The sequence below is a fragment of the Pseudomonas sp. RA_35y_Pfl2_P32 genome (genome assembly GCF_963970735.1).
Taxonomy (GTDB): Bacteria; Pseudomonadota; Gammaproteobacteria; order Pseudomonadales; family Pseudomonadaceae; genus Aquipseudomonas.
Genome location: NZ_CAXAQF010000014.1, coordinates 83304 through 106290, shown reverse-complemented (window position 1 = coordinate 106290; position 22987 = coordinate 83304). Strand labels below are relative to the sequence as shown.

Below are 22987 nucleotides of genomic sequence, written 5' to 3'. Positions count from 1 at the left end.
CAGGCTTGCTGCTCAAATTGATCCACAGAGTAGTGGGCTCGGGGCCGTTTAGGATTCGACGCCGGTTGCGAAACTTTAGGTGCATGCCGAGTTGGTAACAGAACTCGTAAATCCACTGTTGCAACTTCCTATAGTTGCCAATGACGAAACCTACGGGGAATACGCTCTCGCTGCGTAAGCAGCCTTAGCCCTTCCCTCCTGGTACCTTCGGGTCCAGCAATCATCAGGGGATGTCTGTAAACCCAAAGTGATTGTCATATAGAACAGAATCGCCGTGCAGTACGTTGTGGACGAAGCGGCTAAAACTTACACAACTCGCCCAAAGCACCCTGCCCGTCGGGTCGCTGAGGGTTAACTTAATAGACACGGCTACGCATGTAGTACCGACAGCGGAGTACTGGCGGACGGGGGTTCAAATCCCCCCGGCTCCACCAAATTAGCGTTATAAATTAGGCACTTAGCGTTTATCGCAAGTGCCTTTTTTGTGCCTGAATGGGTGGTTTTGGCTCGGTTATGCCAGCTTAATGACAGCCTATTCCTTCTGCACAAGAGAATTTTTCGGGGAAGAACATGGAAGATGCACAGAACCCATTCGAGCGACTCTATGAGCAGCTGGACTCAGCTCGAAACCTACCTGCTCACGAGGCCTCGCTTGACGTCTGGGCCAAGGTTTTTAAGATCCCTCCTACTGACTTGCCCGGCTTGATTTATGCTCTCAGATCCCTGATGGACGATGTCAGCCTTTGCAGAACCGTTGTCGAAAAATTCGTTCCTGGGGACAAGACCAGGTTTCTCGTACCTTTAGATCGAGTTGATGCCTTACTGGCGAACCAAAACCTTCTCGCACAATGGGATGCTTACAAGTCTTATCTTGATGAAGCAACCATGCTCGGCTTGGGATTTGGTATTTATGCGATGTCGCAATTCCACCCTGCGAGCTCGTCGGAAAGCTCCCCCCAGATCAACGACTTCATTAGGAAGCTAGACACGCTTCTAGAGGAATGCCTAGGCTCAGAGATTACACCGGAGCTCAAGAAGCTTTTCATCAAACATCTTGAAGCGATACGTGCAGCACTCCTGGGTTTTCTTGTCGACGGAGGGGAGGCGCTAGAAGCCGCGGTGGATAACGCCATCGGATCAATACTTAGACATGGCGAGTCAATCAAAGCGGAATCGGGTTCGGGGAAAGAATTCGTCAAAGGATTTTTCGATGTCCTGGGCAAGGTCAACGATTTGGTATCCGGGTACCAAACAACCGCTCAAATCGCATCGTCAGCCGCTGTGACGCTTTTGCTTCCGCTGATTAGTTAGGATCAATAGTTAGGATTTCTGACCGAACACAATCCACTTATCGCAGTAGTGAGTCACCGATTCAACGCTGGTATTCTCGCCGCCACGTTCGCCAGGCATTAAGGGATGCAGGCGAAAAATAGAAGCCCCGGAGCCGCGAACCTTCGGAGCTTTTTTTTCTGAACCTTCCTACCCGAGATCCCCCGAATTTCCAGTGCTACGCTGAAAACTCCACGGAGGATTCGCGATGCCAAATTCTGACCTGCTGCCTTCCCTGCTGCTCAAGATCAATGAGAACCAGCTCGCCCTAGAGGCCGCCATCTTGGAGCTTTCGAATTGGGTAGAGGCTCGCGGCTCGGCAGACGTCGCCGATAACGTCCGCGGCGCCCTAGACACGATCGACCGCAACGAGGAGTTCATCAAGCTGACGCTGGCGGTGCTGATGGCGCCGGAGTGATCGACTAAGCAGCCTCCTAACCGACTATCCAAGGACATGAGTGACCGAGGTCAACCGCAACTAGGCAGAGCGCTTGCCAGGAGAATGCGATGTTCTTGACGAAGGAAGAAGTGGCCGACCTTACAGGTCATTATCGACCGGCTATACAGGTCCGCTGGCTTAGAACCAATGCTATACCGTTTGTTCTAGGTGGAGATGGTCGACCTAAGGTCCCCAAGCAAGCACTGCTAGACAAAGTGGAACGCGATACATTCCCCGACGACCAGCCAGCAGATCCGACTGTCTGCGGACTCATCGACATCACGGAAAACTGGGACAAGGTCTCAGAATCAATGATGGCCGAACTCATAGGTACAACTGCGCGATCGCTGCAAGCAAAGCGCTCAAGGGAAGTGATACCGCGAAGCGTATGGTCAAAAGTTGATGGCTCGATAATGTATAGCCTGAAGAGGTATGAGGCTTTTCTGGATGCTCAGTGGCCGGCATACATTCCCGTGACCGCGGAGCTGAAGAAGCCGAACGCCGCTGACCTTAGAAGACAGCGGAACGGAAAGACCACCCAAGCGAAACCTGTAACGTTTTTGGTATGAGCTAACACCGCGATTCTAAACGGGTAAGGCAAAGTACTCAGGGCCAATGAAACCAGGCACTTCCTTACTCAGGGATACCCGATTTTAACCTGCTTTACACGGTCATTGGTACGAGCAACACCCTCTCTCGGTGTCCTGCCTTCCGAACACAATCACCTTTAAAATCCGTCGTGAAAAATCCCTCTCCCACTGGTAGTCTCGCGCCACGTTCGCCAGACATTAAGGGATGGAGGCGAAAATAGAAGCCCCGAAGCTGCGAACCTTCGGGGCTTTGCATTTTATGGGCTAGAATAAATTGACAATCGAAACCAGTGCTGTGCAGCCCCAAAGATCACGTCTTTACCGCTCGTCGTGTAAGCATTCTCTTACACGCTCAATGGTTGATATCTCAGATCAATTCCCCAATCTTTCATCTACCATGTGTCGTAGCACGTTGTCAGTTTGGCGCTAATCGTGTCGTGACACACGAATCGAGCGTCTCACTGGTGCAAGATTTTCAAGACACTATTGCGCCATGGATTGCACCAACCTGAGAGGAAAACGCAATGAAAAACTTCGCAAGGGATGGATGGGAAGATTACTGAATGGATCCAGTTGCCGTAGAGCAGCCACTCTTATACCTCGGTGAAACCATAGGGTTTTGGGTGCAGACGGCGGTTATCCTGTTAGGAGCGGGAGCCGCCGTTGTCACAATTATCATCAACGGACGTTTGTCTCGCCGATCTATTAGCCACAATGAAAAGCTATCCCAACAAAGGGCCACCATTGACCTATTGTTGACCCAGAGAACCGATCAAAACCTGATCGAATCCAAAAAATCTGTGGGGGCGATTCATAACAATGGCGGTGATTTCACCTCATTGGCAACCCGTGACAAGGCCCAGGACGAAACCCGCAGCCACATCTTGTCGATAATCAACAATTACGAGTTTATCGCCCTAGGCATACGGGAAGGCGCTCTAGATGAGAGCATCTACAAGCGAGCGGTGTATAGCCAGGTGATGCGCGATTGGAGAGCCATGAAGGCCTTTATCATGGAGCTTCGGCGACAAAATCAGATCGACACGCTGTTCCAAGAATTTGAATTGCTCGCGAAAAGATGGGATCAACAAAAGCTGCACTGTGACGCATGAATACAATTCCAAACCCGGCCTCGATGCCGGGTTTTTAGTTTCTATCACCACCCCCCTCCCCCGAAGAGCCCCCCCCTCTGCATACGTTCTGCACGCCGACTACGCGATCAATTCACAGTTACCTCGGCAGTGGCTGCCAGGTCGCTTCGAGCTTTCGCTTCAACGCTGTGGTGGAAGGCTTTTCGATGCGAGCCAGCTTTCGGTACATGCTCACCCCCTGATAGATCGCCCAGCGCTTCCACTCTGGCACTCCAAGCACGCCCATGGACTCGCAGAAGATCTCATCGCAGCGCTCACGCGAGATGCTCACCAGCTCGCCGGCGACCACGATCGCCAGGTACTCGCACAGCAGGTCGTGCACAACGGCAGCCTGGCCGTAGCTGCCCCACGGTGGAATCAGGTTCCATAGCAACTGCGGCACGCTGGCCCCGTCCGTGAGATAGCCCGCCGGCACAGTGACCCACTGCTCGCTGTACTTGCTGCCCAGGTAGTAGCGGAACGGCGTGATTACCCGCCAGTGATCGGAACCCAGGGCCTTGCTGGCTTGCGCGTCATAACGAATGTCCAGAGGGGCGGTGAATGACTCCATTGCCACCTCCCTAGGACAGCGTCCCGCCCGCCAGGCGGAACTGCTTAATCAAGTCCTCGAGCCGGTGCTCGCGCTGGCCATAGCCGGCCCCGGGCAGGCTGGCCCAGATCTTCCGGCACTTCTTGATTGCGGTTTCGATCCGGCCGGCGTGCACGTCCGGCAGTGCCCGGCATTCGCGGACGTGCTGCAGGGCTAACAGGTCCTGGCTGATCGGGCTGAAGTCCGGCAGCTTGAGCAGCGCCCGGTAATGCGGCCAGTCCTTGAGCATCTGCTGGTAGCGGCCGGAGGCGTTCGAGGTCAGCCCCTTGCTGTTGATGACCTTGGACTTGCGGCCATTGGCGAAGGGGTGATCGCTGAAGTCCTTGAACACCTCTGGCTTTCTATCGATGCCAGTGACGATCACGTCGTAGCCATCCATGGCCGTGGCCGGGGAAGTGCCGGTGCCCTCTGCCCAAGCCAGCATATCGAGGAAGGCGAGCGCATTACGGCTCCCCGCCCTGCTCTCTGAAAGTCTTGCCATTGCTTTTCTCCAGGCGAAAAAAAGCCCGCACTCGGCGGGCTCGTAAAAAGTACTTATCAGCGCCCCCATCTATAACCGGAGTTATTTATGCGGAGTGCGCAGTATGAATGGCTTGTAAATCCACCCGAGATACTTCCGCCAGGAATCTCCCCGGACTTAGAAAGGATTTTCAAATCAGTCCCAGCAATATCAACTTCCAACTCCAGAACCGTTACAGGATATTTAACGCGACCCTTCTTTAAAAGACCTTGCACTCCATACTTATCAAAAGCTTCTTGCTCGCTATTTACTACACTAAACCTAATGTATATCCGGTCCCCGTTATGATACGAGACCTCAAGTTCCTTTCCTTGCGGCGGGCTTCGCAAGTCCTTCGGCGATCCAATCTCCTCCCAAGAATTGTCACGAATGACCATCCTTTCCTCGGTGGAAAGGCTCAACATATTCACACAAAGCGCGAGATTTCCTTGCTCATCGCGATTGAAAGAAACCACATCAATCCCGTCGACATTCAGAACCTTATGCGTCTGGTGGTAGATATTCCCCCCAGAAAAAACCAACAACTCGTTCCTCAACCACTCCAAGTTACCTTTAACCCTCTCGGCAGATACTTTGTTGGATTTCATTTCGTGTAACTGCTCGACGGTAAATGCGCCACCATCTGCCATTGAATGATGATGGGGGCATAACGCAATCATCCCTCTTGGTTCGTTGTGAGGCCTAACGCTAACGGGCGGATCAAAGTGATGATATTCAAGATAGGGATTACCGCAGTTCCTAACTGGGCAACCGAATCCTACCTCTTTCCTAAGATCATACTTTACAGCTGGAGGTATAGTCGTTCTGGCCATTTTAAACCTGACTGTTCATAGGGCTGAACAGCCAGAGTAGCAGCGTGGTAGCGATATGCTATACGACGATTCCCAATCGCAACATCCGCTTGCGCATTACACCTGCAATGAGCTGTATTTCTGCGTCCGTTAGAGCTACCGAGTAGATCGCAACACTCGAGATGTCTACGAGTGCACTCGCATTGAGCGCAACAGCCCCGATACGGTATGTCTTGTCGTTCAGGATGCGCGCGTTGGTGTTGGTGCCCACTGCGCTGGTGTTTGACGTCAGGTCCATAGCTACGTTGGGGCCGGTATCCGTCACCCGCGCGGCGCGGATGGCCCAGGAGGTAGCTGGCGTGGCTCCCAGGCTTGCCGCGGCAGAAGACGGGTCACCCGAACCGTTATCGCGCGCCCCGGAAGCCGACAGGCGAGCGTTGTCCGGATGATAGAGATTGACGCCCGTCGATGTTTTGCCAACATAGGGTGGGTTCACGGACGAACCGTAGGCGTTGCCCACGTAGTAAGGCTGATCAATCTGGGTGCTTCCCACAGGTACTGTTGCGACGGACTTCCCTACAACGATGATGGTCTGGTTGGGGGTTTCCGAGATCTTGGTGGTCAAGAAGTTGGTCTGACCGTTAAATCGCCCGTGAGTGGCGAACGCCAGAGGTGCACCTGTTACCAGGGCATCGGCTTTTCCCGGCGCCCGGTTGAACCCGAAACGCGCGGCATCGGTATCGAACGTGAAGTATGCCTCCAGGCCACGCATTACAGGCAGAGCCACTTTCGAATTCCATGGAGCCACAGCCCCGGCAGCAACGAGTAAAATTCCCATAGTTATTCCTTAAAGGTTGAGTGCGGCGACTGCCACGAATGGAGCCATGGCTTTGTAGTATTCCTGCCGGCCTGAGCCGATCGGGTGAACGGGGTCGGTCCAATTGCCCTTTACAAACCCGTCAGACCCAGGCTGCGCCGTGTTTCGGTGGAAACCCAAATCCGGGTTGATCATTGCCCACAGGGGAGCGACCCAGACATTTGGATGACCTGCGGCAGCGGCCTTCATAGCCCGAATGATCTGTGTGTACTTAGTCGTCCAGAGTGGACTGCGCACAGGATCAATACCGGTGGCGGGGATCGTGCGGATCACCTTGGCACTGGGCCAAGCTGATGCGATCTGGCGGTTGAAGATCGTGTCGTTGACTAGGCAGGTGTTGTAGATAGTGCTGGAGGGCTGATAGGTAGCATCGTTGGTGCCCATGGCGTTGATAACCACGTCGGGAACCTCAAGCCCAAAGCGTGTCTGGTAGAACGCAACATCGAAGACATACCCGTTCTGAATGATCGCCGGGTCATCACCGACAGCGGCAACCCGCAGAAAAGGATTTCTGTTCAGCTTGCTCTCCTTGCTCATGGCCAGATAGGTGGCTTCAGCACCAGGCTCTACGATCAAGGCCCGATTGGAGTTGCTGAACATGTAGTCACCGTACTCCCAACCTGAGCGAGCCTCGCCAAGAGGGCCGTCAGCATTGAAGCGCGTGGCGTCCACCGAGCCGTTGACTGTACCGATGAAAGTCGGTGCATAGCCGGATACCTCCAGGAACTGCTTGAGATACATCGCACCCTGGTTGTTCCCGATGCTGTCAGCAAACAGGAGAACTTTGAGAGGCTTTGGGGTTGGCTGTGTAGGTGCCGTCTTGATAGTGAGTTGCGCGGTGGCGCGGGCGTCGGTTGACCCATTCAGGCGAAGAGTCAGAACAGCATCAGGCCCATACTCATCTGACACCTCAAGCACACTCCCGTAACTGGCCTTCGGTTGCGTCAAGCTAAAAAGACCAGCAGAAATCAAATGGGCGGCTTCTCGATTGCTCAGTATGGCTTGCGGGTAGATGTTGGAGCTTCCATCTTCCGCAACCGCCACAATCGGTGCGAACAGCAGTTCAGAGTTAAGTGGGTTGGTAATCACTGAGCTCTCACCCGGCAGGCCGCCGATGATCTCGCCTTCCTCGTTACCCCACACTACCGCGGGATAATCCATGAAGCGGACTTCCATCGGCCCCAAGTAGGCTTTCTCGGCATCGGCATAGATTGGAAGTCCACCCTCGTCATCGATGAGTCCAAAGCCGGTACCTGTACGCAGCTCAAAAAACTCAGTACGCAGCCGATCCGCACTGGCAGCCAACCGGATGCCGCCCTCTTCATCTGTGATGTTGAGGTAGTCCACAGCCTCGTCGGTTCTCCGGACCAGGTTCTGCATGTTTCTGATAGCAGCCGCATTGGGGTAGCGATCAACTTCCACCGCCGCACCAGCGCTGTTTCTGTACAGGATGATGTACTCATCACCGAGACTGGAAATGACGCTGAAATACCCTCCAGAAGCCGTTCCTGCCAGGCCCAATGCCGTGGTCGTGTAGATCAGCGCACCGCTCATCTGCGTCGAGAGATCCGCCAGCACCTTGGCATTTGTAGGGCGCATCACGCCGTCACCGACGTCGATCATCTCCGGCACTTCCGACAAAAACAGCTCGTTCGCTGTATCGATCGTCACCGTCAGTCGCGCGAGATCCGATGGTCCGCTCATGTTTACTCCAGGCGAAAAAAAGCCCACTCAGTGGCGGGCTATAGAATTGAAAAGTGATCTGTGAATCGAGCGGCTATGTCGCCCCTGGCCAGGACTTGGTGTACCAGCGCTCAAGAAGGCTGCGTAGTTCGGCACTCATGACAGCGATGTCCATGCCTGCCAGTAGGTCAGTTAGATCGGCTTCATTGAGGATTGGGAGTTCAAACAGCTCAAGTGTGGCCGTGTAGCGCCACAAGTCATCTGCAACGAACTCTGGCCCCTCATAGATATCGGTAAATCTTGCGCGTGTAGGCTTCAGTCCGAGCGGGGATTTGATCGGGCAGAGGAACCAGTCCGCCCAGCCAATTCCCCACTTGCACCATCCCTCGAAGAGCTTTGCTTCTTCTGACGTCAACAGCCAGCTGACTGGCAGAATCGTTGGAACGCTGAGAAACCGTCGGCGCTGCATTGCTCTGCCGCTGGCCATCGGCGTTCGAACTATTGGGCTAACAGGCTTGAAGCCGTACCCCTCCCCCACAGGTAGCGGAAGATCATCCGGGAATGAAAGCATGTTCCGCGGTCCTTAGTTGGGGGCGAAGTTGTTGTCGTCTGTATAGACGCGCACGTCGTAATTCACAGCCTCCATCTCCGCCGAGTAATCACCAGGATCGATTGATGTGACCAACACGGGATAGCACCAGCGTGTGGACTCACCAAACAACAGGTGAGGCGGCTCAATCTCCCAGGACAGCTCAGGACTAAAGTCCAGCGATGGGATCGTCAGGCGGAAGTCATCCACCCGAGTAGCCGGCCACGGCCCACTAACGGATCCATCCGGACGCCGCAGGCCGACCACATGGGATACGCCAGCCTTCCAAACCAAGGGTTCAGAACTTTCCAGCAGGACCAACCCGTTGCCAAATGTCAGCCCCATCAGAACTGAGCTCTGCCCATAACCTGGGATGTCATCGGCAGCGGCGCAGTAACTAAGGTAGCGGCTGTTAAGCGCTGAGTATTCGGTTCCCCAGCTGTAGCTTTTATTCTGGTAGACCTGTGCTCGGCGCTTGCGGCGACCAATCCGCCACGCTCTATCGCGGTTAGTAACACCCTTCAAAGTGACTGTTTGCACTGTTTGCTTGGCATCGCCAGGCAGGCTGCAGTCGACGATCTCTTCAGCGTGAGTCACCTCATCGATGTACTTCACCTCGACGCCGTCGTAATCGTCCGGAGCGGGTGTTGTAAAATTCCGCTTCAGGGAGCCGGTCATATTTTGAGGGGTATACATCTGCTCAAAAACGGTCCTCGGCTCATCCCGCACCGGAGTTACCCTGCCGCGCTCGAGTGTGAACTCAGCGAAGCCAGCAAGCAGCGCATCATTGAGGCACTCCTTGACCGTGCTGCTCTCTTCGACTGGATAGTCGAAGTGATCGCCTCGACCACTCCAGATAGCGCCGTAGCGCGCCAACTCTTCGACATCCATGTCGTCATCGGTACCGCCGACAGACTTCAGCACGTAGTTGACCCACGGCACGATGTCACGCGTCGGCGTCGGCACGCTCCAGGCACCATCAACCAGCACCGGAAGCTTGCGGGTTGCTACCACGGAGACCTGGCTCTGTGATTGCGCAGACAGTTTGTCGCCACCACGCACATACAAAGCCATGACTGTGCAGCCTTCGTACTTGGTCGGGGCCTTGTCGATACGGCCGCGCAGGCCATACCACTGGACTCGGTTGAACTTGAAGTTTTCTGGCGACTCCTCGCCGATACGTCGAAGCCGGACTTCGGGACGGATGTACGTCGGAGCCGTGATGGCCCGGGTATATCCCTGCTGATCCGAGCTCATCGCTTCAAAACGGTAGGGAACACTGGTCCAGGCGCCGGCCGTAGCTGCATCGCGATACTGAACCTCGGCGCGAGCCCAGTGGGAGCGCTTGTTGCCGTTCTTTTCCGTGTAACGAACCAAGCCTTGCGGGAAGAAAAAGTCGACCTCAAACCGCCGGATGGTCTCCCCCTCCGGGCAGGCGTAGAACGGCCCAGCCCAGTCGCCCTCGGTGGTCGAGCCGTCGAGCGCGATCGAGGCGGTATTGGTCTCAAGGTCGTCGAAGCCCAGCCAATCCTCATCCTCGGCGCCGGTATCGGTCAGTCGGATGACGGTGATTGCCGAAGGACCGTGGCTTTCGTCAACGTCCTCTGTGGCTTCGTCATCATCAACCGCGTCGTCCGAGACAGAGCTGATCCGGTACCGCATATCGCGATAACCGATACAGGACCAAAGGGTGCCGGGTTGCAGGCCGATAACCGGCGCACCGCCATCGTATGCAAGCGTGATCTTGGCCGGTACCGCATCCGCTGCAGCAACCGTCTGCACACCCGTGACGAATACTGGCGATGAACCGAACACTGTCGGCGTCGAGCCGCCCAGAGAGAGCGCAGTACCGCTGTACGGCGAGGCTGATTCAGCGATCCGCAAGAATCCGCCCGAGGCGCTGGCGACCAAGCCTGACCCAATCAGCTCAGCATTCACGGCCACCACCAGCCCTGCTAGATCCGTCGCGGCTGCGTCGAGATCCACGGTAAAGGTGCTGGCCCCACGGCTCACGATGAAAGTCAGCGGCGTGACATCGAAGTCATAACGAGCCGGAGCAGCGTTACCTGTCACCCAGGAAGCGCTCCCAGCGACCGCCGGCACACCCGGCACGTACGGGTCATAGGTGGCCACCACGTACTCACCCGCATTGGCGCCCGTGATTTCGATCTTCATGCCCAGGAATGGGTTGAGCATCGGTACATGGTCACCGGTGATCACTGTCGCCGAGCCGTCCGCCGGTGCAATGAAGAGGTATGGGTACATAACTTCGATGCGGGTGATCAGGCCGGCGTCCCATCCGTACGGGAACCACCCGGCCGACGGCGGCACTGAGACTGAGAACTCGCTGAACTGCACTGTTTCGGCGGTCAACTGCTGGTCGATGTCCGTGGTGGTGGTCAGGGTCAGGCCGGCGCTGCCGGTCGAGGTCGAACCGACTTCGTCCGAGTTATGCCACCACAGCCGTGCAGGTTCAGCCGCTACTGATTCGCCAGGGCCATAGATGGTGTAGCTTGCCGTGCTGCCCAGCGAAGCGATCGGTGTGCCCCCGATACGCACCTGGCCAGGCGGTATATCGAACTCACCCACGCCGATGCACAACAGCATCTCAATCCATTGAACCTTGGGGTCACTGCCAAAGTACCGCCGAGTCGGCGTCAGATAGTCGGGGAAGATTTCGTTCTTGCCCGAGCACTCTCGGATCACGTCGCCTAGCTTCACCTGGTTGGCGGTGGTTTTCGCCAGGCCCAGCCCTTTCCCGGTGGGGTTGCTCGCAGTGTTCAGCGTCGCCAGTGGTTTCTGGGTGGCCATTATCACGCCAGCTACCACCACGGCCGCCACCAAGGCCCATACAGCCATCTCACCGATACCAGTGCCTTTGGGTTCTGGATAGATCCGGACAGTGTCTACTGGGCTGAACTCCACCTTGGGCCAGCTCGCAGGATCAATGAACAGCCCATTGACCTCGATGCTGATTGGCGGTGATTCGAGCACCTGGTAGCTCGGCACATTGGCAACCAACCAGGCTTCGATGGTCATCACGCGATCAGTCTTGTGATGCTCGAGAGGCTCGCCCTCCAGCTTGCTCGGGTAGAGTTCGATCACGGTGGTAACTCACTTTTATGTATTGGTCTTGGAATCTGCGCAGGGGCTTGATCGTGGCGCCGGTTGGCTTCATCTCCATTCCGTAAAGCCGGCCGTTCACCTCGACAATCACTGCGACGTGGAAGCAAATGAGCCCACGCCACACACAAGCGATCGCCCCCACCTCCGGTTCGCAACGCTCCATGGCGCCCGCCCCCTCATTCACCGCCCGGGTGAATTCCTTCGGCATGGTGTTGCGGACGTGGCCCCAGCTGGGGAGTAGCGGCAAGCCGTAGACCTCATGCCGAACGAGCCGCGCCAAGCCCCAACAATCCAGGCGCGCATGGCTTCGCCCGCCGTCCTCGTAGGAAGCGTTTAGATATTTTTCAAGCATGGTTGGCCTCGGAACTGGGCGAATAGCCAGTAACGCTGGACAGGGTTTGCGTAGTAGCGTGTCGAAAAAAGGAGCGACACAAATGAAAGAGGAAGTTGAAATTGCACAGGCAATTACTGCCCTGATTGCAAAAACCCCAATTGGTCAGACTGTCAGCGTCGAGCTCTTAGGGAAGCCGACTGTCGGCTTCGTTACGTTCGAATTTGCTGGGGGATGGATCTTCGAGCAAAAGCTGATCCCTGGTATGTCGCTGGAGTTCATCCGCGGGGAGGACCATTATCTCAAGGCGATAACTGTCTCCCTTCATCCTTTCGACGGCCTGAAATGACAAGGCAATACCGCTATTGTTTTCAACGACGACATTGATCATAAGCTCTCCTTACGACATCCCTGCATCATTGATGCGGGGGGTTGATTAGATGTACCGAAGGCAGGGAGCGAAGTCCAAGGTGTACTTGCGGCGCGGCCAGGCCAGGTTGATCAGGTCGAAATAACCGGCCTGAAGATGAACAGTGGAACCTTCCATGGTTCCGCCCAGCACAGTCATTCGATACGGCGCCTCGGCCAGGGCATTGAGGTCATTCGAAACATAGACGCGAAACACCATCCCGATCTTTGCCCGAGCGTCCAACGCCTGGTCGATCAACTGCTGAGCGATACCGGTGACGTTGTCGATCGCGAATGTCAGTGCCTGGTTGCCGCTGTTGTCACGCTTCGGCAATGCCACATCGATCCCGGCGGCAACAAACTTCCGTGTCAGCCCCGCCTCGGTCTTTGCGGTGATGTCGTCAAATCCCTGACAGATGTAGATCGATTCCGCCCACGCTGGGCATGAAAGCTCCAGCGTAGGGATAATGGCCACGTCACTCTTTCCGCCCGACGCATACAGCGTTTCAAGCGCAGTCATCGGCCTGCCCTCTTATTCGCGTAGGTCGACTCATAAGTTTTGGCAACCTTGCCCTGCCCCGACCTGAACCCTGCCGAAAGGTGATCATCGACCGCCGCAATGATCACCTTGAGTTGATCGCCATCCATGCGGGTGCTCACTTTGCCGTTGCCGTAATTGAGTATCTGAACACTGAGCGGCGACGCTGCCTGCGCAGCGGCCGCCCCGGGTGCGGCAGCAGGGCCGGAGGAACTGGCAGGGCCGCCAATGATCGCTGCCTTGCCGTTGCTCATGGCTTCGAGCGTGCCAACACCGATGCGCGCAGTAGCTTCAGCGTCGAACACATACTCACCACGGTGCACAGGACCAGCAATCTCATCTCGGCGACCATGCCCGGTATACCCGCCGGTCATGAACCCAGCCCCAGCCATCGCGGTCATGCCCACAGCTGCAGCAAGAGGCCCGGTGATGGTGAGTGCCGTAGCCATGGCCGCCGGCGCCGCTGCCGGGCCAATGATCGGAATCGCAGCTGTCGATGCAAATGCAGCCAGGCCAGCCTGTAATGAAGTTGCCTGAGCATTTGCCCCCATGACTCCGGCTGCACTGACCTGAGTGGCCTTGCCAACCAGCATCTGCACGCCTTGATAAATCAACCACTGCGCTGCCATGTCGGCCAGCGCGTTAACCATCGACTTAGCAAAGTTGCCAATCATGTTGCCCAGCGCATCTCCCGCATCTTCAGCGCCTGTGGCCACGTCCGAAAAAAACGTACCCAGTTCGCTGGTCGAGCTTCCAAGGGCAGTGCTGGTGAGGTCCGCTGCCTGCGCCGAATAGTTCCGCGCTGCATCCGCATAGTTGGCCCATGCCTCGTTGACGCCGTTCATCCAGTTGGATTGCTGCTCATCAATGGCCTGGTAGTACAGCTCTTGGGCAATGATCCGTTCGGCCAAGGCCTCCTTGAGCACCGTGGTCTGGCTGCCGTACAGCTCCTTGCTGATGTTCTTCGCCTGGTACTGCTCGTCGAGGCTTGCGACATCGGCGGCATACTTCTGCTGAAGCGCCAGATCAGCACGCATACGGTCCCGGGACTTGTCGCCCATGCCGACGCCTTTCAACTCCTGGTCAAACCCATCCTTAATGGTTTGAGTGCCAACACCCTGAGCATTCCTGAAAGCGGTCAGCTTCAGGTCATCCTCGTTGGCCTTCTTCAGCTTATTCAACGCATCAAGCTCGGCGGCCATGCCCATGAGCTTTTTCTTTTGCGCCTCACTCAGCTTGCCGAGCTTCCCTTCCTGCAGCTCGAAGGACAGCTTCATCACCTCAGTGGCGTCTTTCTGCTTATCGCCCGTAGTGTTGATCAACTCTATCTGGCGTTTGTAGCCCTCCTCGGTCGACTCGAACGACTTGAGCTGTTGCTTGGCGGTTGACTGTCCTTCAGTGGAATTTTTCCTTGAGGCTTTTGCCGCGGCATCGTCGGCAGCCTTCTGAGCATCCTTGGCCGCAGCCGCCGACTTGATCGCGACGATCTGCCCCTCGGTGAGTAGGGTGTTCTCCTTGATGTACCGGTTTGCCGCATCGAGGTTCGTCTTGTCCTGAGACGCGGCCAGTTGCTTTAACAACTGGTCCAGATACTTCTGGCCGTCCTGAATTGCGCCAGCGCGTGCTGCAGCATTCTCGCGCTCAGCGCGCGTATTGGCGTCAGTCTCTCCGGTGAGCTCAGTCAGGGTATCTTTTAGCCTGAGAAGAATTTCAGCCTTATTGGCAGCCACCCCCCCACTTTCCTCAAGAGCATCAGCCAGCTCAGCAGTAACGCCAGGAACGGTTCGCACCTGATCAGCCACCGCCTTCCAATCAACGACGATGCCGGAGGTCTGATCCGCCGACGCTTTGGAAATCACATCCATTGCAGCCTGGAACTCAGCTGGCAACGGGGCAATGCCCCCCATAAAGCCGGATGCTCCAGCTAAGCCAGCGTTTGTCAGTCCGCTCTGGAACTCGAAAGCAATAGAGCCAGCGGCAGTAGACAGATCCTTTTCAGCATCCTCGATTGATGCCTTCAGCTCCCTCAATGTGACAGATTGAGTGGCACGATTGAGTTTGTTGAATCGCTCAATCAACTTGTCCAGTGGGTCGCTCAAATCACCCAGTTTTTCCTCAAGAACACTGGTGTTGTCGCGCAACGTGAGGAACGCAGTTGCGGCGCCGACAGCCAGCATAGCGATGCCTGCGGGGCCTCCCAGTATCCCCAGAACAGTCCTCGCGGGACCAATTACAGCTGTCTGAGCAACTGCTACGGCATTGGTTGCGCGAGTTTCAACCATCCTCGCTTCTGCCAGCTGAAGCGACATCTGCGTCTGTACAGCGGTCCCCTTCGCGGCAATCGCTTCCTTCTCAGCAAGAAAAACAGCCGTCTGTGCTTTTTTCTGATCGGCCTGAGCGGCAAGCAGCACTGAGGCCGCCTGAGCGCGACGCGCCAGAGAGTCTTCAACTGCTGCCTTTGTAGCAAGTACAGATGCAGCGGTTGAAGCGATAAGTCCACGAGCATAAACCCCGAGGGCGGCAACGGCAGCTACACCTGCAATCTCTGCGAGAGATCCGAAGTTATCTGAAAGACCGCTGATTCCGCTGGCGAAAGCCCCCGTAAAGTCTGCAGTTTCGTTGAGTCTGCCTATGTAAACGGTGAATGCGTTCGACAGATTCTGTATCGCATCGCGCACCGCCACGCTCATGCTGTCAGCCAAGATGCCATTGGCTACGGCCGACTTCTGTAGGCCGTCAGTCAGCAAGTCAAGACTCAACTTGCCCTGGGCGCCAAGGCTTCGGATTTCTTCGGCGCTTCGGCCGGTAGAGGCGCGAAGCGTTTCAACAATACTCGGCATGGCCCCTAGGATTGCTTGCCACCCATCGGCCTCAACCTTGCCGGTCTGTAACGCTTTCGAGTACGCATCGATGGCTGAGCTGGCTTTATCTGCCGATGCGGAGTTGGTCACCAAAAGGAAGCTGAAGCTGTCCATCACATCCAGCGCCTGCTTGGTGTTGTAACCCATGGACTTCAAGCTGTCCGCTGTACGGATGTAAAGTTCCTGAGCCTCACTCAGCGGACGATAGGTGCGCTTAGCGGTTTCCAGCAGGCGCTCTTGCACCAGGTTGTACTCACCGACGCTCCCGGTTGCCATGCCGATTCGGTCCGACATCTGTCCATACGAGTCGGCGGCCTCAATGATTTTTCCAACAGAAACAGCACCAACGGCAGTTGCAAGAGCATTTTTGATCAAGTCAGACGCATGTCTCGCCTGCTCTCCAGCGCGATCAAAAGCCTCATCAATTCGACCAAGGCTTTTGTCGATTTTCCCCGACGCTTGGGCAACGCTGGAATCTGCACGCGCCATTTCTTGGCGCAACTGTGCCGTGGTCGCTTCGATCCTGACCAGCATCCCCTGAACATCTGTATCTGCCATGGTTTTCTCCAGGCAATAAAAAACCCGCCGAAGCGGGTTTTTAATGATTGAACATTTACTCCTTCTTGGAGTTTGCCCTGTTGGCGGCGTCGGTGATCTTTCTAATTCGCCGCTCTTCCCTGGCCAGTTGCCGGACTACGCTGGACGACCTTTTATCCCAAACATAAACAAGTGCAAGAATCGTCAATACCGAGATCATGGAAAACAGGACAACGTCCCCCACCGACATTACCAGCGCAGCAATCCCCAGGAAAAAACCTGGAGCAAGCGCAATGGCAATGACAAGAAGAAGCAGGACTATAAGGATCTGCATCGGTTTTGCCTCCGTTCAAACCGATAGCCTATCAAATTAGTTCGCGCCCCCCCCAATCATCAGCCTTTGTGCCCCGTTAGCGCCTGGCGCAGCTTTGCCGCCACAGTCGAAGGCTTGGGCTTGTTCTTCCCACCACCAGCCTTGCCGCTGCCGAAGGGGCTGGTCATCTGGACCCACTCGATCCGGGCGTCCATGGCCAGGAACAACTCAGGGAGCGGTGTACGCCAGGCCAGATCGGGCGGCCATCCAAGCCAGCCGGTGGCCACCGCATAGAGCCGGTCAACGTAACTGCCATCCTCGACAGCGCTTACGCCTTCGCCGGCTGAGCCTTTCCCGCGTTCGGGCCCTTTGGGTTGTACAGCGCCACCAGGTAAGCATTGAGCTGCACGGACACTTCCAGCACGCCGGCCTGCCAAACTTGCTCGGGGATTGCCTCGGCCGCCTTACCGGTCAAGCCTGCACCGCCTGCGATGATCACCGCGCAACCATCGATGCTCAGAGCATTGATGGCCTGGGAGGCGCCGCGCAGGCCGCCGAAGTAAGCCTCAATCGCCCGAACCGCGCCAAGCGTAGGAAGTAGCGTGTACATCTCGCCATCGAGCTTAATCTCGACGGTACCGTGAAGAGTCTTGCTCATGGTTCAGATCCTTTATGGATCGGGGCCGGAGCCCCGCAGGTTAAGGCGCCGCAGGAGTCGGGAGGACTTCGATGATGTCGGAGTTGATGCCAACGGTAACGTTGCGGCGGATCACGTTGTCAGCAGATCCCGCGGCTACGGTGTTGTTCATCACCTTGCCGCGCATGTAGAACGTGGTCGGGAGCAACACCGGGGTTGCTGTCGGATCGCCGTCGTTCAGGGTGACCTTGATGTTGTAATCACCCTTGCTGCGGTCCTTGTGCGCGACCTTCAGCTTTGCCTGGCCCAGGTCGCCGTTGTCGAGACCGATAGCCAGGGTGAGGTCGCCAGCATCGGCGGTGCCTTTGTATTTGCGGACCCGGCCGTCCGCCAGGGACGTGAAGGTCACAGAGCTGAAGGTGTCGCCGAACTCGCCGAGGTCTTCGATCTCACCCACTTCAACGTAGGTGTCGGCCTTGTAGGCTGCTTCGGTGTCTGCGCCGTTCTTGCTGCCGATCGAGAATCGGCAGCCGGCGGCTGTACTGAGGTTGTCTTCGGCCATGGGGGTTCCTCCAAAGGCGCATTGGATAAAGCCGCGGGGCGGCCGGGTGTTGGATTCAGTGAGTGGTGATAACGCGGACCGTGATCGATCCCTGATAGGTGACGCCATCAGCATCACGCTGGGCGTCCGCCTGCTCGACTCTGACCGAGACAGCGCGGCCGACAGCCAGTGGCAGCCGGCGCTCGTCCAGCGCTGCGACAATCTCGCCGTTGATACGCTTCACCTCGGCCTGGCCGTGAGCGTCAGACCAAACCGACAGATAGATCAGGCGCTGTTCGCGCTTGCGACCAGAGATCGGACGGGTGTTCGCAGAGATCTCCCGGTCGAACGAGATGTAAGGCATTGGCGTATCGAGCGGCGCACCGTCGTAAACTGGACAGGACACCTCGGCCTCCAGACGGGCGAACAGCGCCTCCTGCAGTGCAACAGATGGATCAGCCATCAGCGCCTCCTTTACTGGCCTTGCTCAAAGTCCTGGCGACGGCGGCGCGGATGTTGGCCAGGACGAATTCGCGGTTTACATCCATCGCCGGACGCAGCCACGGATGAGCTGGCCGAGCCGGAATATCCGGATACTTGCCGTAGAAGGTCGTGCCGTCGCTTTTGTTCTTGGTGTCTCGACGCCCGAGGCGATCCTTACCCTTGAGCTTCGAGCGATCTCGATTGGTGGTGTGCTGTCCGGACACCGCGCTTGCGTCGGCCCGGTGATACAGCGTTCCGCTGTAGCCCTTGGTCCCGTACTCGAGGAACCTTAGGTAGAAGAAACGGCGCATGTCCTTCTTCCCGCGAATGCCGATCTGAGCATCCAAGCCGCTTTTCGACACGAACGCTTTCAATGCGGAAGCGGCGGCCCCCGTGTCCCGCGGTACCAGTTGCCGCATGGTGGCCAAGATCTGATCCGCGGACTCCTGCATTGCCGGAACAAGCTCGTTATCCATCGTTGCGTGAATGTTGCGCAGGGTTCGCCGCAACTTGAAGTCACCAGACATGCGCGAACGGCGAGCGGCCATGGCCTACTCCTTGGCCTTGATGGCCTTTTCAACAGCAGGGGCTGGATCATTTACAGCCTGCACCAGGCCGCGGTTAACGAGGTCGACACCGACCTTGGCATCGACAACAAATTCTTCACCTTTCACTCGGTCGCCAATGGCTCCGGACAGGTTGCCCAGGGCAACTACTTTCATCGCTCACCTCTACGGGTTGGGTACGTTTGAACACAACAACCGAAGCATGTTGCGCTCGTTGTTGAGCAATGCTGCTTCGATCAGGTAGGTGGTGGATATGCCTTTCGCCGTGTGCACCAGCCGATTGCCAGCTACCGCATCAGCCCGCGGGCGGATACGTATCTCGGCGGTCACGACTGCTGTGAGCTGCTCAGCGACGGGAGAAATCCGACCTGTTGGCAATGTGATCTCTGCCCACAGCTTGCCGATTTCTGGCCAGGTGACGTCAAAGCCGCCAGTTCCGTTTTTGACCCGCTCTTGCTTCTGCATCGTGCAGCGGTGACGCATTGGGCCTGCTCTCATCAGAATCGCTTCCTGGGCCAGAGAAGTCGGTCAACGGCCAAGGGCACGGCTGTTGAGATTGTTCCGGTCACCACAGCCTCTCGGTTGGCGTACCAGTGGCCGACGAGCAGCAATACCGCCTGCTCGACGTCCGGGGTAAAGCCCATTTGCTCTGGGCCTGCCGGCACGGCTTCTACCAGCTCGCGATCGCAGTGCATGGCAACGTGTGCCTTGGCGGCTTCAAAGTAGCCAGTCACCAGCGAGTCTTCCTCGTCACCGTCCAGCTTGAGATGAAGTTTCACGCGGGCCAGGTCAATCATTTACTTGTTCTCGTTGGGCTTGGCGGCTTTGTTGTTGGTCGGTTTGGCCTTCTCGGCCAAACCCTTGCCGATCAGCGTATGGGCCAGCTCATCGTCGATATCGAGAGTTGCACCAGCCAAGACGCGGCCATTCGGAGTGTTGAGCTTTTCGGGGTCGCCTTCGAAGCCCCACAGCACTTTGATTTCCATCTTGTTCACCTGGTAATGGTTGGGGCCCGAAAGCCCCGTGAGCGGAATATGCGTTAAGCGGTGAAGTTGAAGCGGCCTTTGACGAAGGCATACTTCTTGCGAACTGCCAGACCGAGACGTTCTTCCACCAGGATGGCGCGCTGGTTCTTGATGAAGTCGTCATTGATCATGCCGACCTTGATGGTGAAGCCCATGCGGTCATAGATCCGTGCTCCCTGCTGGAACGAACCGGTGAGGAATTCACCGCCAGTGGTGGAGCCGTCACCTTCATCCATGCTGTCGGAGGCAACGATTGGGCGCCCCCACAGAACGGGAGTAACCAGACCTTGCAGGTTGGCGAACAGGTAGCGGTTCTCGCCGTCCTTCTGCAGCTCGATGTTCATCCAGTCCAGGTCGGACATCACCACAGCGTCGGCAGGCAGCTTGGACTGCTTGCGCGCTTGGTAGATTGCGCGGCGCACGGTGTCGATGGCGGTGTCTGTTGCCTTGCTCAGTGCCGGGTCAAACACAGTCGCCTGAGTCATGATGCCGTTCAGGTTGTTGCCGGTGCCGTCACCTTTCAGCAACTGGCCTTCGCGCTTCAGTTCGAGGTCAAAGCGCAGCAGTTCCTGAATGTAGCTGTAGAGCTGAGGCACATCGTCGAGCGCTTCATCGGTCACCGGCATCCAGACGGCGATCTTCTTGATGGTGTCGGTGACCTGCTCGAAGGTCACGTTGCTGGTTGGCTTGGCTGCGCCCTCGGCAACCATGCCTGCACCCAGGGTATGCAGCAGTTCACGGAAGTAGGTGAATGCCTGCCCGGTGACCGGCGTGGTCGGAATGAGATCTCGGATCAGTAGGTTCTGCCGCGGCGCACCTTGAATCACCGGGTCGTACTGAGGGGCAACCAGTCCAGCACTGGTGACCTTCGTCTCGGACATGCTGGCCATGTCGGATTTGGTGATTTCAATTTCGGCAGATGGCTGGTTTTTCTGGGTCAGAGCTTGATACTTATCGTTGCCTTTGACGAAGTCGATGAAGCTCTTCTTCTCGGGGTTGGGGTTGCGCAGCTTGACGCCTTTCTCTTCCAGCTTCTGGACCTGCTCGATGACGCGCTCGATCTCGCCCTTCTGGTTTTCGATCTGAGCCTTCATCGCCTCGGTGACGGTGTTGCCCTTCTGGAGCTCGTCGGCAACCGCGTCGTATTTTTTCTGCAAACCACCGAAGCCCTCTTTCAGTTGGGCTTCGAGCGTGCTCTTTACTTCTTGGATTGGATCGGTCATGGCGACACCTTAAAGAATTGGTCAAAAGTGCTGGAGAGTGTTTTCAGCTCTTCCACGATCGCCGTGGCCTCGCTTCCGCCGTCACGGCGTAGCGCTGGATAGCCGAGCGAGGCGACTGCTGCCGCCTCCTTCTGGGAAAGCCCCATGCGTTCGCGCAGAGCGTTCTCGAAAAGTCGAATGTCAGATTTAACTGTGAGGACTTGAGCCTCTGGGTTCATGCCGAACGGCACGAATGACGCCTCCCAGAGTTCAGCCTCCTTGATGATCCGGACTCGGCGGCCGGCACGCTCCTCGAAGTCCGCCTTGATGGTGTTGAAGCCGATCGACATGCTGTCGAGAATCTCGGCTTTCATCAGCTCGTAAGCATCTCGGGCGTAGCTAACCGCCAAATTCACACGGCCTTTTAGAAACAGACCGTGGTCGTCCTGGGTGTAATCAGCGGCACCGACAAGCCGCGTCAGGTCGTGATAGAGAGCGAGTTTCAACTTCCCGCCACGAGTAGTCTTAACCCGGGTGAAGGCGCCGGGCAGGATGACGTCGTCGCCGAGGTCGACATTGTTGAACACAGCTGCATAGCCTTCGAAGTTACCGGCGTCATCCACCGCTTTCAGTTCAAATGGGACTTCAAGCTTTGACATTGGTCTGCATCTCCCACCGGGTGACCCGGTCGTACTCTTCGCCAGCCAGCGGAGGAAGGTTTTCTTTGCGGCGGACCTCGTTGATGGTCATCCAGCCAGAGCCGCCGGAACCGCCCAGGGCGCCCTTGTAGTAAGTAGCCCGCCCCGCGCTATCAGCGCGCAGCAGTCCCTCGACAACGAACTCGACGAACAGCGCCGTTCCTGCGAACAGCTTGTCGTTGATCTCGTCCTCGATTGCTTTGATGTAAGGGCTCAGGCCGAACGTGATGAAGCCGCTGGTTTGCTGCTCCAGGTTCGAGCCCATTATTGAGGTCTTCCCAGCACGGTTGGCCAGGTACAACGGGACGCCCCAGATACCTGCTAGCGCCTCTTCCTGGAACTGCTGGGACTCGATGAACTGACTGTCCTTCTGGGTCATGCCGGCGGGAACGATGGTCGGGCCGCCTTCAAGCAGGCCCATCTTGCCGATATCCTCTACGTCCCCGTCGCGGATCTTCGGAAACTTGTTCAGTACCTGGTCGCGCTGTTCGGATGTGAGGAAGTTTTCGTAGATGACGTAGCCACCCGTGAAGCCTCCCTTGCGCATGAAGCGCGCCGACCAATCCTGCGCTGCCTTGGCGAGACCCATCGCTTCCTTGTGAAACTCCACAGGGGAAAGCCCGGCGATACCGTCTGCGCTGAACAACTTGAAGTGCAACATGTTCTCCGGGGAGACAGGGAAGCGCTTGCCTTTCAGTGTCACCCAGTAGAACAGGCCCCCATCATTGTCAGTGTCGATCTCAACTGCATCCGCACCCACCGGCACTAGCCCAATGAACTCACCGTTGTCTGCGCGCTCGATCAGCGCGTAGCCATTGCCGCGCAAGGCCATGTTCACCACAGCGGCTTTGATAAAGTTCAGCATCGTCATGTATGGGTTTGGCTTCGCCAAGATGCGCAGCGCACGCTTGTTGTCCTTCACAACAACCCGGCCGGTGGGCTGATCCTCATAGAGCTTCAAGGGCAACCCGGATACCGTCTCGCTCAGGATCTTGATGCAAGACCAGACGATCGGAATTGCCATTGCCTTCTTGGGAGTGATGACTGCGCCCGAGCGCGTTTGTCCGCCGATGTCTGTTTGAACCTCAACATATTCACCCGTCTTGGGATCGTTGAAGCCAAAGAAACTCCAGCTCATTGGGTTGTACCAGCGAGACGCCATA

At 56.8% G+C, this 22987-nt stretch carries 27 protein-coding genes and 1 other RNA gene; 6 read left to right on the top strand and 22 right to left on the bottom strand.

Annotation, left to right across the window (positions count from 1 at the left end):
- Nucleotides 1-40: 40 nt before the first annotated feature.
- From ssrA to AACY45_RS15855, 5 genes are all read left to right on the top strand, one after another.
- Nucleotides 41-434, top strand: a transfer-messenger RNA (tmRNA) gene (gene ssrA / locus AACY45_RS15875).
- A 136-nt stretch (nucleotides 435-570) separates the two neighbouring features.
- Nucleotides 571-1311 (top strand): hypothetical protein, encoded by a 741-nt coding sequence (locus AACY45_RS15870; RefSeq protein WP_339546342.1) that lies wholly within the window; start codon nucleotides 571-573, stop codon nucleotides 1309-1311.
- Between the two features lie 226 nt (nucleotides 1312-1537).
- Entirely contained in the window at nucleotides 1538-1747 is a 210-nt protein-coding gene (locus AACY45_RS15865) for a hypothetical protein (protein WP_339546341.1), read from the top strand.
- Nucleotides 1748-1836: 89 nt separating this feature from the next.
- The gene (locus AACY45_RS15860) at nucleotides 1837-2337 is read left to right on the top strand and encodes a DUF4224 domain-containing protein (protein ID WP_339546340.1); all 501 of its coding nucleotides are present in this window, start codon (nucleotides 1837-1839) and stop codon (nucleotides 2335-2337) included.
- 584 nt (nucleotides 2338-2921) lie between these two features.
- Nucleotides 2922-3470, top strand: a complete 549-nt coding sequence (locus AACY45_RS15855) for a DUF4760 domain-containing protein (RefSeq protein ID WP_339546338.1) — start codon at nucleotides 2922-2924, stop codon at nucleotides 3468-3470.
- A gap of 118 nt (nucleotides 3471-3588) precedes the next feature.
- On the opposite strand, the gene AACY45_RS15850 is transcribed toward AACY45_RS15855, so the two are convergent.
- From AACY45_RS15850 to AACY45_RS15820, 7 genes are all read right to left on the bottom strand, one after another.
- Nucleotides 3589-4059 carry a DUF1353 domain-containing protein gene (locus tag AACY45_RS15850; RefSeq protein ID WP_339546336.1) on the bottom strand — a complete coding sequence of 157 codons (471 nt, stop codon included), beginning with the start codon at nucleotides 4057-4059 and terminating at the stop codon, nucleotides 3589-3591.
- Nucleotides 4060-4069: 10 nt separating this feature from the next.
- Nucleotides 4070-4579, bottom strand: coding sequence for a glycoside hydrolase family 24 protein (locus AACY45_RS15845; RefSeq protein ID WP_339546335.1), 510 nt, complete (start codon nucleotides 4577-4579; stop codon nucleotides 4070-4072).
- 56 nt (nucleotides 4580-4635) lie between these two features.
- On the bottom strand, nucleotides 4636-5430 hold the full coding sequence (locus AACY45_RS15840; RefSeq protein ID WP_339546334.1) for an HNH endonuclease: 795 nt from the start codon (nucleotides 5428-5430) through the stop codon (nucleotides 4636-4638).
- A 58-nt stretch (nucleotides 5431-5488) separates the two neighbouring features.
- Nucleotides 5489-6247 carry a hypothetical protein gene (locus tag AACY45_RS15835; protein ID WP_339546333.1) on the bottom strand — a complete coding sequence of 253 codons (759 nt, stop codon included), beginning with the start codon at nucleotides 6245-6247 and terminating at the stop codon, nucleotides 5489-5491.
- A 9-nt stretch (nucleotides 6248-6256) separates the two neighbouring features.
- On the bottom strand, nucleotides 6257-7990 hold the full coding sequence (locus AACY45_RS15830; protein ID WP_339546332.1) for a hypothetical protein: 1734 nt from the start codon (nucleotides 7988-7990) through the stop codon (nucleotides 6257-6259).
- 73 nt (nucleotides 7991-8063) lie between these two features.
- A complete protein-coding gene (locus AACY45_RS15825) occupies nucleotides 8064-8540 on the bottom strand; it encodes a hypothetical protein (protein WP_339546331.1) in 477 nt (158 codons plus the stop codon).
- 12 nt (nucleotides 8541-8552) lie between these two features.
- Complete coding sequence (locus AACY45_RS15820) at nucleotides 8553-11663, bottom strand: host specificity factor TipJ family phage tail protein (RefSeq protein ID WP_339546330.1); 3111 nt, start codon at nucleotides 11661-11663, stop codon at nucleotides 8553-8555.
- A 455-nt stretch (nucleotides 11664-12118) separates the two neighbouring features.
- On the opposite strand from AACY45_RS15820, the gene AACY45_RS15815 reads away from it, so the two are divergent.
- Entirely contained in the window at nucleotides 12119-12364 is a 246-nt protein-coding gene (locus AACY45_RS15815) for a hypothetical protein (RefSeq protein ID WP_339546329.1), read from the top strand.
- Between the two features lie 87 nt (nucleotides 12365-12451).
- On the opposite strand, the gene AACY45_RS15810 is transcribed toward AACY45_RS15815, so the two are convergent.
- Genes AACY45_RS15810 through AACY45_RS15740 form a run of 15 tightly spaced genes read right to left on the bottom strand, consistent with a single transcriptional unit; the run spans nucleotide 12452 to nucleotide 22986 of the window.
- On the bottom strand, nucleotides 12452-12943 hold the full coding sequence (locus AACY45_RS15810; protein WP_339546328.1) for a DUF1833 family protein: 492 nt from the start codon (nucleotides 12941-12943) through the stop codon (nucleotides 12452-12454).
- A complete protein-coding gene (locus AACY45_RS15805; RefSeq protein WP_339546327.1) occupies nucleotides 12940-16380 on the bottom strand; it encodes a tape measure protein in 3441 nt (1146 codons plus the stop codon). The genes AACY45_RS15810 and AACY45_RS15805 overlap by 4 nt, the downstream gene beginning before the upstream one ends.
- A gap of 55 nt (nucleotides 16381-16435) precedes the next feature.
- Entirely contained in the window at nucleotides 16436-16693 is a 258-nt protein-coding gene (locus AACY45_RS15800; RefSeq protein WP_339546326.1) for a hypothetical protein, read from the bottom strand.
- A gap of 59 nt (nucleotides 16694-16752) precedes the next feature.
- The gene (locus AACY45_RS15795; protein WP_339546325.1) at nucleotides 16753-16959 is read right to left on the bottom strand and encodes a hypothetical protein; all 207 of its coding nucleotides are present in this window, start codon (nucleotides 16957-16959) and stop codon (nucleotides 16753-16755) included.
- Nucleotides 16960-17000: 41 nt separating this feature from the next.
- The gene (locus tag AACY45_RS15790; RefSeq protein WP_339546324.1) at nucleotides 17001-17330 is read right to left on the bottom strand and encodes a hypothetical protein; all 330 of its coding nucleotides are present in this window, start codon (nucleotides 17328-17330) and stop codon (nucleotides 17001-17003) included.
- Nucleotides 17331-17370: 40 nt separating this feature from the next.
- The gene (locus AACY45_RS15785; RefSeq protein WP_339546323.1) at nucleotides 17371-17871 is read right to left on the bottom strand and encodes a hypothetical protein; all 501 of its coding nucleotides are present in this window, start codon (nucleotides 17869-17871) and stop codon (nucleotides 17371-17373) included.
- 55 nt (nucleotides 17872-17926) lie between these two features.
- On the bottom strand, nucleotides 17927-18313 hold the full coding sequence (locus AACY45_RS15780) for a DUF3168 domain-containing protein (protein WP_339546322.1): 387 nt from the start codon (nucleotides 18311-18313) through the stop codon (nucleotides 17927-17929).
- Nucleotides 18306-18881, bottom strand: coding sequence for an HK97-gp10 family putative phage morphogenesis protein (locus tag AACY45_RS15775; RefSeq protein ID WP_339546321.1), 576 nt, complete (start codon nucleotides 18879-18881; stop codon nucleotides 18306-18308). Before AACY45_RS15775 ends, AACY45_RS15780 begins: the two co-directional genes overlap by 8 nt.
- Nucleotides 18882-18884: 3 nt before the next feature.
- On the bottom strand, nucleotides 18885-19055 hold the full coding sequence (locus tag AACY45_RS15770) for a hypothetical protein (protein ID WP_339546320.1): 171 nt from the start codon (nucleotides 19053-19055) through the stop codon (nucleotides 18885-18887).
- A 9-nt stretch (nucleotides 19056-19064) separates the two neighbouring features.
- Entirely contained in the window at nucleotides 19065-19397 is a 333-nt protein-coding gene (locus AACY45_RS15765; RefSeq protein ID WP_445261189.1) for a head-tail adaptor protein, read from the bottom strand.
- Complete coding sequence (locus AACY45_RS15760; RefSeq protein WP_339546318.1) at nucleotides 19397-19696, bottom strand: head-tail connector protein; 300 nt, start codon at nucleotides 19694-19696, stop codon at nucleotides 19397-19399. Before AACY45_RS15760 ends, AACY45_RS15765 begins: the two co-directional genes overlap by 1 nt.
- The gene (locus AACY45_RS15755) at nucleotides 19697-19885 is read right to left on the bottom strand and encodes a hypothetical protein (RefSeq protein WP_339546317.1); all 189 of its coding nucleotides are present in this window, start codon (nucleotides 19883-19885) and stop codon (nucleotides 19697-19699) included. It lies immediately after the preceding gene.
- 53 nt (nucleotides 19886-19938) lie between these two features.
- Nucleotides 19939-21147, bottom strand: coding sequence for a phage major capsid protein (locus AACY45_RS15750; protein ID WP_339546316.1), 1209 nt, complete (start codon nucleotides 21145-21147; stop codon nucleotides 19939-19941).
- A complete protein-coding gene (locus tag AACY45_RS15745; RefSeq protein ID WP_339546314.1) occupies nucleotides 21144-21785 on the bottom strand; it encodes an HK97 family phage prohead protease in 642 nt (213 codons plus the stop codon). Before AACY45_RS15745 ends, AACY45_RS15750 begins: the two co-directional genes overlap by 4 nt.
- Nucleotides 21772-22986, bottom strand: a complete 1215-nt coding sequence (locus AACY45_RS15740) for a phage portal protein (RefSeq protein WP_339546313.1) — start codon at nucleotides 22984-22986, stop codon at nucleotides 21772-21774. The genes AACY45_RS15745 and AACY45_RS15740 overlap by 14 nt, the downstream gene beginning before the upstream one ends.
- Between the last annotated feature and the right edge of the window lies 1 nt (nucleotide 22987).